Origin of the sequence: Kineosporia mesophila (genome assembly GCF_021129235.1) — a bacterium.
Classification (GTDB): domain Bacteria; phylum Actinomycetota; class Actinomycetes; order Actinomycetales; family Kineosporiaceae; genus Kineosporia; species Kineosporia mesophila.
Map to the genome: position 1 here is coordinate 83,678 of NZ_JAJOMA010000005.1, position 15,966 is coordinate 99,643.

Sequence of the window (15,966 nt, forward strand, 5' to 3'; positions counted from 1 at the left end):
CAGATCACCTTTGTCCCCAGGGCGCCGACGACGCTCGCGCACCGCCTCTAAACTCGGGCGGGTGACTGCGGACGCCGAGACTGCCCATGACCCCGGCATCACCGTCAGCGGGGCCGGTGATCCGGATCCGGCGCTGGAGGTGCTGCACCGGGTGTTCGGGTACGACTCCTTCCGGGGCAGCCAGCGGGAGATCGTCGATCAGGTCATCGGTGGCGGCGACGCGCTGGTGCTGATGCCGACCGGTGGCGGCAAGTCGCTGTGCTATCAGGTGCCGTCGCTGGTGCGGCGGGGCGTCGGGGTGGTGATCTCGCCGCTGATCGCGCTGATGCAGGATCAGGTCGACGCGCTGACGGCGCTCGGCGTGCGGGCCGGGTTCCTCAACTCCAGTCAGGACTACGAGACCCGGCGCGAGGTCGAGAAGGCTTTCCTGGCCGACGAACTCGACCTGCTCTACCTGGCGCCGGAGGCGCTGGGCGGAGGCACCTCGTCCACCATGCGGTTGCTGGAGCAGGGCAACATCGCCCTGTTCGCGATCGACGAGGCGCACTGTGTGGCTCAGTGGGGTCACGACTTCCGGCCCGACTACCTGGCGCTGTCGATGCTGCACGAGCGCTGGCCCACTGTGCCGCGCATCGCCCTGACGGCCACGGCCACGTCGCGCACCCACCAGGAGATCGCGCAGCGGCTCAACCTGACCGAGGCCAGGCACTTCGTCGCCAGCTTCGACCGGCCCAACATCCAGTACCGGATCGTGCCGAAGAACTCGCCGACCAAGCAGCTGCTCGACCTGCTGCGCACCGAGCACAACGGAGAGGCCGGGATCGTCTACTGCCTCTCCCGTAACTCGGTGGAGAAGACGGCGGAGACGCTGAGCGCCAGCGGCATCCCGGCGCTGCCCTACCACGCGGGTCTCGACCAGCGGGTGCGCGCGCAGAACCAGTCGCGCTTCCTGCGGGAAGACGGCCTGGTGATGGTGGCGACCGTGGCGTTCGGCATGGGCATCGACAAGCCCGACGTACGGTTCGTGGTGCACCTCGACCTGCCCAAGTCGATCGAGGGCTACTACCAGGAGACCGGCCGCGCGGGTCGTGACGGCCTGCCGTCCACCGCCTGGATGGCCTACGGCATGGCCGACGTGGTGCAGCAGCGCCGCATGATCGACAGCTCCGAGGGTGACCTGGCCCACCGGCGCATGCTGTCCGGTCACCTCGACGCGATGCTGGCACTCTGCGAGACCGTCGACTGCCGTCGCGTGCAGCTGCTCAACTACTTCGGCGAGCAGGCCCAGCCCTGCGGCAACTGCGACACCTGTCTGGCCCCGCCGCAGACCTGGGACGGCACCGTGCCGGCGCAGAAGCTGCTCAGCACCGTCTACCGGCTGCAGAGCGAACGCAACCAGAAGTTCGGCGCCGGTCAGTCCATCGACATCCTGCTGGGCAAGAAGACCGAGAAGGTCACCAAGTTCCGGCACGACGAGCTGAGCGTGTTCGGCATCGGCACCGAGCTGAGCGAGTCGCAGTGGCGCGGTGTGGTGCGGCAGCTGCTGGCCAAGAATCTGCTGGCGGTCGAGGGCGAGTACAGCACGCTCACGCTGACCGAGGGCAGCTCGGCCGTGCTGCGCCGCGAGCGCGAGGTGATGATGCGTACCGAGCCGGAGAAGCCGGCGCGCTCGTCGGGTTCGGGCCGCTCGTCGGGCGGTAAGGCGAGCCCGGCCATCGATCTGACGCCCGAGGCGACGGTGGTGTTCGAGAAGCTGCGGGCCTGGCGGGCCGGGGTGGCGAAGGAGCAGGGTCTGCCCGCGTACGTGATCTTCCACGACAAGACGTTGCGCCAGATCGCCACGCTGGTGCCCACGAGCCTGCAGCAGCTCGGCACGGTCGACGGGGTGGGTCAGGCAAAGCTGGAGAAGTACGGCGAGCAGGTGCTGGAGACGCTCTCCGCGGAGTGACGGGGTGAGGCGAACGCCACGCCCGTGCGGATGATCACGAAACCCGTCGCCCAGACACAGGGCCCGGGCGATCCAGGACGTCTTGCCCCTGGGTAACGTCCTGTCCAGACATCTGCTCGTTCTCGTCGCGAAGGGCGAGGGAGCTCTTCACGGGGCAGGCTGGTCACCCACAAGGCAGGCTGGTCGCGAGCAGTGCCCCGGCCTGTAATTGGAGTGCTCGATGACCCGCACCCTGCTGATGGTTCCCACCGGACACGGTTCCGGCCTCACGACTACCTGCCTCGGCGTCGTCGCCGCGTTGCAGCAGCGTGGGGTGAACGTCGGTTTCTTCAAACCCCTGGCCCAGTTCCGGACACGCACCGACGTGGCTGACACGTCGACGGCGCTGATCCGGCTGATCTCCGCGCTGGAGCCACCGGAGCCGATCCCGGCCAAGGAGGCCGAGCGGCTGCTGAGTGAGAACAGCCTCGACACCCTGATGCAGCAGGCGGTGGAGACGGCCGAGCCAATTCTCTCGGCGCACGACGTGGTGATCGTGGAGGGTCTGGCGAGCGGCCCGGGCGGTGTCTACTCCGGCCGGGTGAACCTGGCCCTGGCCAAGGCGTTCGACGCGGACGTGGTGCTGGTCAGTGCGGCCGACGGGGACGGTGACGTGGCCCGCACGGCCGAGTCGATGTCCATCACGGCGCAGACGTATCGCGGTGGTGAGCACGACCGGGTGATCGGCGGCATCGTCAACAAGGTCGCCGGCCGGTCACCGGAGCAGAAGGCGGAGCTCCACCAGGCGCTCGCGGGGGTCGGGGTGCGCCTGGCCGGGGCGGTTCCGGTGAAGGAGGAGCTGAGCTGGCCGCGCACCAAGGACCTGGTCGCCGCGCTGGACGTGAAGGTGCTCAGCGAGGGTGACGAGAGCCGCCGGGTCAAGGACGTCATCATTGCCGCGCAGTCGGTGCAGGGCATGCTGCCCCTGCTGCGGGAGGGCCGGCTGGTGGTCGTGCCCGGTGACCGCGCCGACGTCATCCTCGGGGTCTGCCTGGCCGCGATGAACGGGGTGCGGCTGGCCGGTCTGCTGCTCACGGTCGGGATCGAGCCGGACCCGCGGGTCTGGGCGCTGTGCCGGCCGGCCGCGGCGACCGGCCTGCCGATCCTGCTCACCGAGGAGTACAGCTACGAAACCGCTCTGACGCTGAACTCTTTCGACCCGGACATTCCTTACGACGACGAGGAGCGGGCGCGGATGGCAGCCTCGAGCGTGGCCGCCTCGCTCGATCCGGGCTGGCTGGCCGAGCTTCCGACGGCGACTCATCTGGCCCGGGTCAGCCCGCCGGCTTTCCGGCACCGGCTGACCACCCGGGCCCGGGCTGTGTCCAAGCGCATCGTGCTGCCGGAGGGCAGTGAGCCCCGCACCCTGCGCGCGGCGGTGACCTGCCAGCAGCGGGGTATCGCCCAGTGCGTGCTGCTGGCGCCGGAGGACGAGGTGCGCGCCCAGGCCGAGGGTCTGGGCCTGAAACTGCCCGCCGGCCTGGAGATCATCGACCCCCGGCGGGTGGCCGACCGGTACGTCGACAAGATGGTCGAGGCCCGCCGGCACAAGGGCATGACCCCGGAGCGGGCCACGGACGAGCTCACCGACCCGATCACGCTGGGCACGATGATGCTGCGACTGGACGAGGTGGACGGCCTGGTCGCGGGGGCCGTGCACACCACGGCCGCAACGGTGCGCCCGGCCCTGCAACTGCTGGGCACGGCGCCGGGGGCCGAGCTGGTCTCGTCGGTGTTCTTCATGTGCCTGCCCGACGAGGTCGTCATCTACGGCGACTGCGCGGTGAACCCGAACCCGACGCCGTCGCAGCTGGCCGACATCGCGATCCAGAGTGCACGTTCGGCCGAAGCTTTCGGCATCGAGCCGCGCGTGGCAATGATCAGCTTCAGCACCGGCAGCTCGGGCTCCGGCACCGACGTGGCCGCGGTGACCGAGGCGACGAGGATCGTGCACGAGCGCGCCCCGGAACTGCTCGCCGACGGACCACTGCAGTACGACGCGGCGGCCATCGCCTCGGTGGCGAAGAGCAAGGCGCCCGACAGCCCGGTCGCGGGCCGGGCCACGGTGTTCGTGTTCCCCGACCTGAACACCGGAAACACCACGTACAAGGCGGTTCAGCGCAGCGCCGACGTCATCAGCGTCGGCCCGATGCTGCAGGGTCTGGCCAAGCCGGTCAACGACCTGTCCCGTGGCGCCCTGGTCGACGACATCGTCTACACGATCGCCCTGACCGCGATCCAGGCCGGCCAGCGCGACTGAACAACCTCCGTGATCATGCAAAAGCTCCCCGGCGTTCTAGAACTGTCTCAGCGAGAGTTCTAGAACGCCGGGGAGGTTTTGCATGATCACGAACAAAGGTTCTGGGGCCTGTCCTCGTTACGGCGAGGGGACGCCGACCGCCCGGCCGACGATCTGGCCCTCGTGCAGGAGTTCGTAGGCCTTCGGTACTTCGTCCAGGCTGAAAGTGCGGGTCTTGATGTGGATCTGGTTGCGCTGGGCCATGCCGACGAGCTGGCCGAGTTCGGCCCGGCCGCCCCACAGCGAGGTCGAGACGTTGATGTTGTACGGGGCGCTGAGGAATCCGATCTTCACGCCGCCGCCACCGGCGCCGACGATGACGATGTGCGACTCGTAACCGGCGCAGGCCAGGGCCAGTTCGCTGGTCTTGTCGATACCCACGAAGTCGAAGATGACGTCGGCGCCGCGGCCACCGGTCATCTTCTTCACCTCGGCCGCGGCCTCCGGGCCGGACGGCAGCACCTCTTGCGCGCCGCATTCTTTCGCGAGCTCGAGCTTCTCCGGGGCGACGTCCATCGCGATGATCCGGGTGCCCGTGAGCTCGCGCAGCAGCTGCACGGCCACGTGGCCGAGGCCGCCGACGCCGAGCACGACCGTGGTGGAGCCGCCCTTGAGCTTCGGCAGCACGGAGAGGATGGCCTGATAGGGGGTCAGGGCGGCGTCGGTGAGGGACGCGGCGCGCACCGGGTCGAGGTCACCGATCGGCACCAGGTGACGCGGGGTGTCGACGACCAGGTAATCGGCCATCGCGCCGTCGGAGCCCAGACCGGGTGAGGTCATGCCCTTCAGGCAGAGGTTTTCCTTTCCGGCGGCGCACATTTCGCAGACGCCGCAGCCCCAGCAGCCGTACACGATGACCGGGGTACCCACCTCGATGCCGGTCGCGCCCGCGCCCAGCTCCTCGACGATGCCGGCCGGCTCGTGGCCCAGCGTCATCGGCAGTTCGTAACCCATCGCGTCCGGCACGGACATGACCAGCTCGTCCGAGTGACACAGGCCGGCGGCGGTGATCTTCAGCAGGACCTGCCCCGGCCCGGCGACCGGCTTGTCGATCTCGACGACCTCAGGACCCTTACCGATCGTGCGGTACTGCACGGCCTTCATGACCTACCTCTTCTACGAGATGTCGTCGCGTCGGTCGGGCGCCGTCATCGCAGGTGAGACGTCCGGGCGCGAGCACTGCCGACGTTAGTCCTACATGTGTCGTTTAAATCGAGGACGTAGTTCCCGAACCTCCCATAGTGGCCACCGAGCTGGTGTGACGTACGTCGAATATCTACTCAGCGTGATCAGATTATCGAATTCGTGACGGGGAGTGAGCCAATCGCCTGCAAGTCCCGCGACTACCTTCCGTAACCGGAAGCCGGTGTGGCCAACTTGAAGTGACACAGAGCGACGGAAACGGCGGCCTCGACGAAGAGCCGACGAGAAGTCACCACCCATCGTCACGCAATGGGGTCCCATGTTCAGACCGAGTACCACCATGTCCCACGGTGGGCGTCCGTCCCAGACGCCACGCCATCACAGTCCTACGCAGAGCAACGGCCGTGTCCCCGGCCGCCTCGGCAAGAATCCGGTGAAGCGCGTCGCCCTCGTGGCCTCGTTCCTCACCCTCCCGGTGTTCCTGTCCGGGTGCTCCACCGAGTGGGCCTCCATGAGTCCCTCCCTCACGGTGAAGAAGCCGGCCGCAGCGAGCGTCGTCCACACCCCGGCGACGACCGCCACCGCGACGCCTTCCCCGGCGGTGACCACCACGTCCGTCAACCCCTTCGCCACCGGCGAACTGGCTGACGGATCGGCGAAGCACAGGCAGTCGGCCGGCGACCACTCGCTGGTCGTCAACTACTGGACCGACGGCAGCGACACCGAGGTGCACCTCTCGGCCGAGCTCAAGGGCGCCGACAGCTTGCACACGGTCAAGGTGACGCGGTTCGCCGCCACCCTCGAGAACAGCGACGGCAGCACCGTGTCGCTGGCCGACGACCAGGGCGAGTTCGTGCTCACCCCGCCGTACTCCTACACCTCCGCGCTGGCGATCCCCACCGCTACCGACACGGGCGACCGGACCATCGACGTCCGTTTCGACCTGCTCGTCGAGACCGAGCCCGGCTCGGGTGCCTTCTACCGCCAGACCGTTCTGGACACCGTCGCGCTGAACGTGAGTTCAAGCAGCGAGGCCGCCAGCGAAGGAGCTTCCCAGTGAGCAGCAACAACGAGATCCTCATCGCCCGCGAGCCCGGCGAGGTCCACGTCGTCACCCAGGTGCCGGCCCGCCGCAACCCGCAGCTGCCGGACACCCGGCCCTTCCACCAGCGCATGCTCGATGCCGGCCAGCAGGCCGCGGCCCGGGCGCTGCACCTGCCGGCTCAGGGCACGTCACCGGAGAGCGGCACCCCGGACCTGGAGATCGTCCGGCACGCCCGGATCGCCTGTGTCATCCCGGCGTACAACGAGCAGGACAGCATCGCCGACGTGCTGGAGTCGCTGCTGTCGCAGACCCGCCTGCCCGACGTCATCCACGTGGTCGTCAACAACACCGACGACGACACCGTCGAGATCGCGAACCGCTACGTCGGCCGGCACCGCCGCACGGTCAAGGGCCAGACCTACGAGACCACGATCCACGTGCACGACATGGGCGTGAACCCGGACAAGAAGGTCGGGGCGCTGAACTTCGGCTTCCGCCTGGCCCGCGGCTACGACTACCTGCTGGGTGTCGACGGTGACACCACGGCCCACCGCCAGGCGGTGGAGTGGCTGGAGAAGGAGATCGTCGACGACCCCCGGATCGGCGGCATCTCGGCCATCTACTCGATCGACAAGAGCAAGATCGAGGGCGGCATGGCCAAGTTCCTGGTGGCCGGGCAGCGCGCCCAGTTCGCCGGCTTCAACCTGGACAACCTGCTGCGGGGCCGCAACATGGCGGTGCTCGGCGGCCAGTTCAGCATCTTCTCGATGCGGGCCCTGCAGACCGTCATGCTCCGCGACCACCAGAACACCCCCTGGGTGCGCGACTCCGAGGTCGAGGACTCCAAGCTCAGCCTGCAGATCCGCGACGCCGGCTTCAGCACCAAGATCAGCGCCCGGGCCCGGGCCTACGTCGGCGCGATGGAGAACCTGCGGGCACTGCACGGCCAGCAGGTGAAGTGGAACTACGGCGCCATCGACCTGATGTGGCCGGGCCAGCGGGGCGACACGAAGGGCCAGCCGCTGCACCCGAACCTACGGCTGCGCTGGTTCGAGAACTTCTCGATGGTCTCCAACATCGTCAGCCGGATGGCCTTCTTCCTGCTGCTGGCGGCGGCGCTGTCGATCCACGCCTTCGTGTTCAACCCGATCTGGCTGCTGCCACCGGTGATCGCGATCGCCCTGAACCTGCGCCTGGCCATGGCCATGCACGACAAGTCGGCCTCGGACTACCTGTTCTGTTTCCTGCTGCCGGCCGAGGCCTACATGTGGATCCGGATCGGGCACTTCCTCTCCGCCTGGACCCAGTTCTTCGCCCGGGTGGAGAAGGACAACTGGGCGGCCCAGGCGGCGGCCGAGAAGGGCCGGGGCGCCGCGTACATCTTCCCGCTGGTGGTCTTCGCGGCGGTGTTCGGCCTGCTGATCCTGGCCTGGAGCCAGCAGTCGATCGGCGTGCAGGCCGCGATCCTGTCGCTGGGCTGGCCGGTGCTCTACATCTTCACCGTGGTGCAGACGCTCTTCATGGCCCGCAAGGTGTTCCGCCGGCAGCGGGGTTTCACGGTCTGAACCCCGGCGCCCGCGGACGTCCGGTCCGCCCCCGGCGGTAGGTAGGGACACCCGCCCCGGGTCCGCAGGACCGGACCACAGCGGCCGGTGCGTGAGAGACGAGTGCGTGACTCGTCCTCTCCGCACCGGCCGCTCCTGTCTTTTGTCGTTGTCGAGGTCTGCTCGGTGCAGCGGGCCTCGAGCGGGCTCCCTCCGGGCACCTAACGTCGAGTCCCTGTCGTCCCGGGGGGGATTCTTGAAAAGCTTCCAGGCTCAAGTGCTACCGACCAGTGTCGATAGGGATCCCGTGGCCCTCGACGCGAACAACGCCGAATGACCCGCACGTCCACCTTCCGCCGGTGGTCCGGCGGACTGATCGCCTCCACGGCCGTGGCCGGGCTCGCGCTCGGCAACGCCCTCTCCGCGAGCGCAACCGCGTCCTCCATCGACGCGAGCCCACCCGCGTCCTCCATCACTCGAACCGCGACCTGCTCCAGCGCGCCGTTCGTCAGCAAGCCGTCCAAGACGCTCTGGTACCGCATCCCCTCGCTGGTGCGCACGCCGAAGGGCACTCTGGTCGCGTTCGCCGAGGCGCGGGACAACAACGACGCCAGCGACACGGGCAACTACGACATCGCGACGGCGCGTTCCACCGACAACGGCTGCACCTGGAGCGCGCCGAAGGTGATCGCCAGCGACGGTGCGAACCGGGTGGCCAGCCCGTCGGCCATGGTCGACGCTCAGACCGGCAACGTGCTGGTGCTCTCCAGCGTGAGCGTGCGGGAGAACTCCGGTGGTCAGGGCAAGGGTCTGTACCTGCAGACCAGCACGGACGACGGCAAGACGTTCTCGGCGCTGCTGAGCAGCCCGATGAAGGCGGACGGCCTCAAGGGTGGTCTGGCGGGTCCGGGGCACGGCATCCAGCTGACCCGTACCCATGCCGGCCGGCTGCTCTACCCGGTGGCGTACAAGACCAAGGACGGTCTGTACGGCGCCTACGGCATCTACAGCGACGACCACGGCGCGACCTGGCACACCGGCTACGACCAGCTCGACACCGCCGGCACGCACGACTGGATCGAGGGCACCGCGGCCGAGATGGCGAACGGCGACCTGTTCATCAGTTATCGCGAGCGCATCGACCAGGCCCCGGCGGGTACCGCCCGCGAGTGGGCGCTGTCCAAGGACGGCGGAGAGACGCTGGCAGGCAAGGGATTCGCTGCCTCGAAGCTGCCCATCGTGTCGGTTCAGGGCGCTGCCCTGACGCCGTCCGGGACGTACGACAACGTGCTGCTGTTCACCGCTCCCGCCGACCGCACCCGCAACCTCCGGCGGGACCTGTCGATCTTCGTCAGCACCACCGGCGGGAAGACCTGGCGCAGCCGCTACCAGCTGGAGCTGCACAGCACTCCGGGCTCGTACTCGGACATCGTGCAGATCGGGGCCGGGGTCGGGGTGCTCTACGAGACCGGTCAGCAGACCTGGAAGGAGCGCATCGCTTTCCGGAGTGTGGCGCTCTCGCAGGTGATCAACCCGGTGAAGGTCAGCTCGAAGATGACCTTCTACCGCAACAGCAAGCCGGTGCCGAAGTCGCAGAACGCGAAGGCGCAGGTCAAGGTGACGGTGCCGGGCACGGCCAGCCCGCCGGGCCGGGTGACGCTGACCGCGACCTCGACCGCCGGGGCCAAGCGCAGCGCGTCCATCGACTTCACCTACTCCAACAAGGGTTCTCGCTGGGTGGTGCTGCCGAGGCTAGGGGTCGGCCGGTACCACCTGACCCTGACCTACTCCGGTACCGGCCGGATCAAGGGCGCCTCGGTGTCCGCGGGCACGCTCAAGGTGGTCAAGTAGGCCCTCCGCCGGATCGCCGAAACCCGACATACTCGGAACGTGCGTCACAGCAGCCACACAGTTAATGGTCTCAGAGCCCGGCTCCTCCCCTGGATGGGAGCCGGGCTCTGCGTCGTCCTGGCGTCCTGTTCGAGCAGTCCGATGGTGGACGACGAACCTGGGCGGCCGGCTTCCACGCCGTCCGTCAGCCCGCTGTCGCCCACCACCCCGGCAGCCGATCAGTTCACTCTGGTCGCCACCGGTGATGTCTTGCTGCACAAGCCTTTGTGGTTCCAGGCGAAGCGGGACGCCAAGGTCACCGGGCGGGGTCGCCTGGATTTCGCACCGATGATGGACGAAGTGCGCACCTATGTGGAGGGCGCGGACGTCGGGTTGTGCCACCTGGAGACGCCCCTCGCTCCGCTCGGCGGCCCGTACTCGTCCTACCCGAGTTTCTCCGGTCCTCCTCAGATCGCCGCCGGGCTGGCCGCGACCGGTTACGACGTGTGCAGCACCGCCAGCAACCACACCTTCGACCAGGGCGGTGACGGGATCGACCGCACCCTGGCCCGGCTCGACGCGGCCGGCCTGCGGCACACCGGCTCGGCCCGCACCCAGAAGGAGTCGCGGCGCATCACGATGCTGCGGGTGAACGGCGCGAAGGTCGCTTTTCTCTCGTACACCTACGGTTTCAACGGGATCGACTATCCGCAGGGGCAGACCTGGCGGGCGAACCTGCTCCAGGAGTCGACCGTGCTGAAAGACGCCACCCGGGCCCGGAAGGCCGGTGCCGACGTGGTGGTGACCTCGCTGCACTGGGGGCAGGAGTACCAGCAGACCCCGTCGGCCGACCAGGCCTACCTGGCGCCCCGGCTGGCCCGGTCCGGCCAGATCGACCTGATCATCAGCCATCACGCCCACGTGGTGGAGCCGGTGCAGAAGATCGGCCGCACCTGGGTGGTCTACGGACTGGGCAACCTGCTGGCCGACCACGACACCCCGGGCAAGGCCAACGCCGAGGGCCTGCTGACCCGCTTCACCTTCACCCGCTCCCCCGGGGCCCGGCGCTTCACGGTCTCGAAGGCCGAGTACGTGCCCCTCCTGATGACCAAGCAGATACCGCACCGGGTACTCGACGTACGCCAGGCCCTGCGCACGAAGGACTACGGCTCAACCACGCGCCCCCGCCTGCTCCAGGCCCTGCGCCGCACGACGAGGGTGGTGGAGAGCCTGGGCGGGGCAAGAGACGGTCTGACCCCAGCAGCCCCCTGAACCCCCTCCTTCGCCCGTGATCATGCAAAACCTCCCCAGAGTTCTAGAACTGTCGCCGTGAGAGTTCTAGAACGCCGGGGAGGTTTTGCATGATCACGGAAGGTTTGGGGGAGGGGTTGTTCGTGATCATGCAGACGTTCCCCGTAGCCCTTAGCTTTCAGCCATGTGGCTCGTGCTGGCGGTCGGTGGCGTGCTCGTCGTTCTCACCGGGTGGCTTCCCCGGGCGCAGGCCTACGACGTGGCGGTCGAGCGTGCCCTGCCGGTGCTCGGGTTCCTCGTCGCCATCACGATCCTGGCCGACCTGGCCGAGAAGGCAGGGGTTTTCGACGCTGCGGCCCGGGTCGCGGCGCGGCTGGCCCGGGGCTCGACGCTGCGTCTGTTCCTGCTGATCGCCGCGCTGGGTGTGCTGACCACCGTCGGGATGAGCCTGGACACCACCGCGGTGCTGCTCACGCCGGTGGTGCTCACGGTCACCGACAAGCTCGGCCTGCGCCCGATGCCGTTCGCGCTGCTCGTGGTCTGGCTGGCGAACACCGCGAGCCTCCTGCTGCCGGTCTCCAACCTGACCAACCTGCTCGCGATCAGCCGGCTCGACATGCATCCCACGCAGTTCCTGGCCCGGATGGCCCTGCCCGAGCTGGCCTGCGTGCTGGTGACGGTGTTCTACCTCTGGCTGATCCACCGCCGTGACCTGCGCGGGAGCTTCGACCCGCCCGAGCACGTCCCCCCGCCGAACCGCTGGACCTTCCGCATCTGCGCCCTGGCCTGCCTGGCCCTCGCGCCCGGCGTGGTGGCCGGCCTCGAACCGTGGGTCGTGGCGGTGCCCTGCGCCCTGGCCGCGGTGACGGTGTTCGCCGTCCGTACGCCCTCGGTGCTGGGATTCTGGCTCCTGCCCTGGAGAATCGTGCTGCTGACCGAGGGGCTGTTCCTCGTCGTCACCGCGCTGACCCTGCACGGCGGGCGAGACCTGATCGAGCACCTGGCCGGGCAGTCGACCCTGGCCACCGTGATCACCGCGGCCGGTGCGAGCAACCTGGTGAACAACCTCCCCGCCTACCTGGCCGTCGAGTCGGCCGTCCCGCCGGGCCACACCACCCAGCTCCTCGGCGCCCTGATCGGCACCAACGCCGGCCCCCTGGTCCTGCTCTGGGGCTCCCTGGCCACCCTGCTCTGGCGCGAGCGCTGCCGGCAGCGAGGAGTCGAGATCAGCGCCCTGCGCTTCGGCCTGGTCGGCCTCGGCGGCCTGCCCCTGATCCTGCTGGCCGGCTGGGCGACGCTGCTGGTGACGAGTTAAAGAAGGTGCCGGGAACATCCCTGCCTGGTTAACCTCCGTCCGTGCAGATTCGCAGGGAGACCGCGGCTGACCGGGTCGCCGCCGACGAGGTTCACCGACGCGGCTTCGGGGACGAAGGGCCCGTGATCGCCCGGCTGCTGACGGCCCTTCGGGCCATGCCGTCGTCAGCGAGCGATCTGGCGCTGGTGGCGGAGGAGGACGGCGCCGTCGTCGGTTCGGTGCTCTGCACCCGCAGCCTGCTCGATGCTCCGCGCCGGCTGGTCGACGTGGCCGTGCTCAGTCCCCTGGCCGTGGCACCCGGGCATCAGGGGAAGGGCGTCGGGTCGGCCCTGGTGCGGGCCGCGATCGAGAAGATGTCGAAGACCTCGGTCCCGCTGCTGTTCCTCGAGGGCGATCCGGCCTTCTACCGTCGGGCCGGTTTCGTCGCGGGCGGGCCGCTGGGCTTTCGCAAGCCGTCGCTGCGCATCCCCGACGCGGCGTTCCAGGTGGTGAAACTGCCCGCCCACGAGGACTGGATGAGCGGCACGCTGGTCTACGCGCGGGAGTTCTGGGACAACGATTGCGTGGGACTGCGGGAACCGGGCGTATGACGTACGACGAGGTGGTCACCGCCCTGCGGGCCGCAGGGTGTGTGTGGGCCGAGGAAGAGGCCTCTCTCCTCATGAACAGCACCGACGCACCGGCGAACCTCGGGACGAGGGTCGCGAGACGGGTGCAGGGGGAGCCCCTCGAACTCATTGTCGGCTGGGCCGAGTTCCGGGGCCTGCGCATCAAAGTCGCCCCGGGTGTGTTCATACCTCGTCGACGCACAGAATTCCTTGCCGAAAAAGCAATCTCGGCGGTCCGGGCGGTGGAGAACGCGGTCGTCGTCGAACTGTGCTGCGGAGCCGGCGCAATCAGCGCGGCGATTCTGGAAGAGGCCCGCCCGGCCGAACTCCACGCTGCCGACATCGATCACATCGCAATAGAACTGGCGCGGACGAACCTCGCGACGCCAGAGACCGGCACTGGACCTGACCCGCAGGTACACCAGGGCGACATGTATCTGGCCCTGCCCGGACGGCTTGCCGGACGGGTCGACGTACTGGTGGCCAACGTTCCCTACGTACCGACGGCAGACATCGCTTTCCTCCCGGCCGAAGCCCGCGATCACGAGCCTCTCCGGACCCTCGACGGCGGTGTCGACGGTCTAGCCCTGTACCGCCGTCTCATGCAGGACGCTGCCCATTGGCTTTCCCCCGGTGGGAAAATCATGTCGGAGACCAGCCTTCAGCAGCTGACGCCGGCGCAGGACCTCTCCTTCGAGCATGGATTCATCTCCACCGTTCACCAGGACAACAATCTGGGGGCCAACGTGGTGATCAGCTCTCACCGCCGCTGAAGAGTTATTGGCTCTCCGTGGGACCGGAACCCGAGCCTGCGGCCAGATCATCGAATTCGCCGCGCCGCAGGGCGTCCGTGAAGACCTGCCACTCCGGGACGGAGAATTCCAGAACCGCACCGGGATTCCCGTCAACCGTGCGCCGGATCAGCACAGCCCCCTCCCCGGCCGCCACTTCGACGCAGTCTCGATTGCTGCACAGGGAACTCTTACGCCATCGCCACTGTTCCCGACTCGTCATCACAGGCGCCCCTCATCAACCCGATGCCACAAGAACGCAATGATCGTATCCATAGGACGACATGGCGTCATCAAAAGTACATTTGTAGGGCACCTTCAGCGGCTTTTACCGCCCTGTTATGCGAACATGAACACAGATCACGTCGGCACGTGAAAGGATCGAGTTCGATCATTCAAGTCACGACGAGTCATCTGCAGGGGAGGTTTTCGTGCGTGGTTCACGCGCCGCAGAGGTAACCAAAACCTTCTCCGCCCTTCCACTTCCAGCCACTCTGGCACTGGCTGCACTGGCCGGCAGCGTCGGCGCCGTCTGCGCCTCCCTCGCCCTGCTGCTCACACAACTCATGGCCCTCCCCCTGGACCTCCGACTGAGCTTGGCCTCGATCGTGTCTATCGGGTTGGCCTCCGCCGTGGGCCACCAGATCGGCCGCACGGTCAGAATTTCTGATCGGCGCGATCCCCCGAGAGCGACTCGGTAAGCACGTCAGCCGGAGCCCTTGGGCTCCTGCTCGATGGCTTCCCGCTTTGCGGGAGCCCTTTTCCGTCGACGCCTCACTGTCTGAACCAAAGTCGCGATGAGGCTGACAGCGCTGACGCCTCCGATCACATAGGGCGTCTGCTTCGGTACGCCCTCCACCGGCACATTGGACATGATGAAGAGGGCCGCCACCGACACCGTCACCACGACGACCGCACCGATGGCGAGTGCCCCGAGCACCAGCCCTCTGACGACTCGAAGCAGGCGGACCAGATCGTCCGTCTTCTTCTCGTCGCCCAGCACGTCCTCGATGAACCGCGTCCAGAACGTCTTCACGTCGCCCCGTTCGGTCTTCTCCCCCGGTCGGAAGTCCCGGGCCGCCGAACGATCCGGGCCCGAGCGCCCAGGCCACCTGACCCGCACGATCGCCTACTCCTTCGAGGAGTCACTCAGACGCCGGACGGCGTCCTGAACCATCACGCGGCTTTGATCCACCGATGCGGCAGCCTCCTGCATCCTCGCGAACGCCGTGAGGTACGGATCGGCAGGACCACCCCGGCCAGAGGCCGGGAACACGGTCGACGAGCCGTCCTCCAGGTAGAGAACGACCTCACCGTCCTCGAACCCCAGGACCGTGAAGGCCTCCCAGGCACCGGTGTAGATGTCAGTCTCGAGCGGCAACAGCCGAATGGAGATCTCCGGGCGCTCACTCATCGACAGGACATGCTGCAACTGCTCGAGCATGACCTTGCGGCCGCCCACCCGGCGCCGGATCACCGACTCATCCATGATCAGGTCGAATCGGGGGCCGTCCGGGAGCTCGAGCATGGACGAACGCTCGAGACGCCCTTCGACCATCCGTTTCGCCTGCGCTTCCGGCACGAGATTCGCGCCGGACGATGTCAGCAGCGCCCAGGCGTACCCAGGTGTCTGCAGCAGCCCGTGCATGACCTGAGGCTGAAAGCTCTGAATGGTGCCGGCTTCCGCCTCGAAACCCAGATACCGGATGAAGGCAGCCGAGTGAACGTCTCGGTACCGGCTCCAGTGCTGATGACGGGCGATCTTGCCCATGGCGACGAGTCTCTCGACGGTCGCCTCGTCATCACGACCATAAGCCTTCAGGAGCGCCATCAGATCAGTCGCCGACACCGCCACCATTCCGGACTCGATACGCCCCAGCTTGGACTCGGACCAGTGCAGCTTCGTCGCCACCTGGGCCTGCGTCCAGCCATCCGGCCTCATGCCACGAAGCTCCGCGCTCAGCTTTCGGCGCAGCCGCGACTTCTCCCGCGCGACACGCGCGGACCCGCCACCGTCTCGGCGAGCAGCCGGACTCGGAGTGCCCTCCTGGTACTCCACCACCGCTCACCCTTCTCTCCGTAGTCGGACGCCCCTAGTAGCGGCCAGCGACCTTGCCGAGAGTAACACCACCGCTCCATGTAGGGTTTCCTAG

General features: G+C 68.0%; 13 protein-coding genes. 9 read left to right on the plus strand and 4 right to left on the minus strand.

Translation table 11 applies throughout. The features are described 5' to 3' along the window. Positions 1–97 precede the first annotated feature (97 nt). The gene (recQ, locus tag LR393_RS08785) at positions 98–1,948 is read left to right on the plus strand and encodes a DNA helicase RecQ (protein ID WP_345718694.1); all 1,851 of its coding nucleotides are present in this window, start codon (positions 98–100) and stop codon (positions 1,946–1,948) included. Positions 1,949–2,168: 220 nt separating this feature from the next. Next, on the plus strand, positions 2,169–4,247 hold the full coding sequence (gene pta, locus LR393_RS08790; RefSeq protein WP_231483070.1) for a phosphate acetyltransferase: 2,079 nt from the start codon (positions 2,169–2,171) through the stop codon (positions 4,245–4,247). A 117-nt stretch (positions 4,248–4,364) separates the two neighbouring features. Here pta and LR393_RS08795 read toward each other — a convergent pair whose 3' ends face one another. Next, positions 4,365–5,390, minus strand: a complete 1,026-nt coding sequence (locus LR393_RS08795) for an NAD(P)-dependent alcohol dehydrogenase (RefSeq protein ID WP_231483071.1) — start codon at positions 5,388–5,390, stop codon at positions 4,365–4,367. 472 nt (positions 5,391–5,862) lie between these two features. Here LR393_RS08795 and LR393_RS08800 point away from each other — a divergent pair, with 472 nt between their 5' ends. From LR393_RS08800 to LR393_RS08830, 7 genes are all read left to right on the plus strand, one after another. After that, on the plus strand, positions 5,863–6,489 hold the full coding sequence (locus tag LR393_RS08800) for a hypothetical protein (RefSeq protein ID WP_231483072.1): 627 nt from the start codon (positions 5,863–5,865) through the stop codon (positions 6,487–6,489). Next, positions 6,486–8,039, plus strand: a complete 1,554-nt coding sequence (locus LR393_RS08805) for a glycosyltransferase family 2 protein (RefSeq protein ID WP_231483073.1) — start codon at positions 6,486–6,488, stop codon at positions 8,037–8,039. Before LR393_RS08800 ends, LR393_RS08805 begins: the two co-directional genes overlap by 4 nt. Positions 8,040–8,351: 312 nt before the next feature. After that, positions 8,352–9,869: a sialidase family protein gene (locus tag LR393_RS08810; protein WP_231483074.1), complete on the plus strand. Its 1,518-nt coding sequence runs from the start codon at positions 8,352–8,354 to the stop codon at positions 9,867–9,869. 141 nt (positions 9,870–10,010) lie between these two features. Then, the gene (locus LR393_RS08815; protein WP_231483075.1) at positions 10,011–11,120 is read left to right on the plus strand and encodes a CapA family protein; all 1,110 of its coding nucleotides are present in this window, start codon (positions 10,011–10,013) and stop codon (positions 11,118–11,120) included. A 163-nt stretch (positions 11,121–11,283) separates the two neighbouring features. Next, positions 11,284–12,414 (plus strand): SLC13 family permease, encoded by a 1,131-nt coding sequence (locus LR393_RS08820; RefSeq protein ID WP_231483076.1) that lies wholly within the window; start codon positions 11,284–11,286, stop codon positions 12,412–12,414. A gap of 41 nt (positions 12,415–12,455) precedes the next feature. Further along, positions 12,456–13,004, plus strand: coding sequence for a GNAT family N-acetyltransferase (locus LR393_RS08825; protein WP_231483077.1), 549 nt, complete (start codon positions 12,456–12,458; stop codon positions 13,002–13,004). Next, complete coding sequence (locus LR393_RS08830) at positions 13,001–13,795, plus strand: putative protein N(5)-glutamine methyltransferase (RefSeq protein WP_231483078.1); 795 nt, start codon at positions 13,001–13,003, stop codon at positions 13,793–13,795. Before LR393_RS08825 ends, LR393_RS08830 begins: the two co-directional genes overlap by 4 nt. Before the next feature lie 4 nt (positions 13,796–13,799). Here LR393_RS08830 and LR393_RS36950 read toward each other — a convergent pair whose 3' ends face one another. The 3 genes from LR393_RS36950 to LR393_RS08840 form a co-directional block, all read right to left on the minus strand. Further along, complete coding sequence (locus LR393_RS36950) at positions 13,800–14,036, minus strand: DUF397 domain-containing protein (protein WP_345718668.1); 237 nt, start codon at positions 14,034–14,036, stop codon at positions 13,800–13,802. Between the two features lie 483 nt (positions 14,037–14,519). After that, entirely contained in the window at positions 14,520–14,849 is a 330-nt protein-coding gene (locus LR393_RS08835) for a hypothetical protein (protein ID WP_231483079.1), read from the minus strand. 93 nt (positions 14,850–14,942) lie between these two features. Next, positions 14,943–15,875: a helix-turn-helix domain-containing protein gene (locus LR393_RS08840; RefSeq protein WP_331282927.1), complete on the minus strand. Its 933-nt coding sequence runs from the start codon at positions 15,873–15,875 to the stop codon at positions 14,943–14,945. Between the last annotated feature and the right edge of the window lie 91 nt (positions 15,876–15,966).

Excerpts from the sequence above, each read along its gene's own strand:
- LR393_RS08795 (WP_231483071.1), bottom strand. The coding sequence starts at position 5,390 with ATGAAGGCCGTGCAGTACCGCACGATCGGTAAGGGTCCTGAGGTCGTC.
- LR393_RS36950 (WP_345718668.1), bottom strand. The coding sequence starts at position 14,036 with ATGACGAGTCGGGAACAGTGGCGATGGCGTAAGAGTTCCCTGTGCAGC.
- LR393_RS08815 (WP_231483075.1), top strand. The coding sequence starts at position 10,011 with ATGGTGGACGACGAACCTGGGCGGCCGGCTTCCACGCCGTCCGTCAGC.
- pta (WP_231483070.1), top strand. The coding sequence starts at position 2,169 with ATGACCCGCACCCTGCTGATGGTTCCCACCGGACACGGTTCCGGCCTC.
- LR393_RS08830 (WP_231483078.1), top strand. The coding sequence starts at position 13,001 with ATGACGTACGACGAGGTGGTCACCGCCCTGCGGGCCGCAGGGTGTGTG.
- LR393_RS08820 (WP_231483076.1), top strand. The coding sequence starts at position 11,284 with ATGTGGCTCGTGCTGGCGGTCGGTGGCGTGCTCGTCGTTCTCACCGGG.
- LR393_RS08810 (WP_231483074.1), top strand. The coding sequence starts at position 8,352 with ATGACCCGCACGTCCACCTTCCGCCGGTGGTCCGGCGGACTGATCGCC.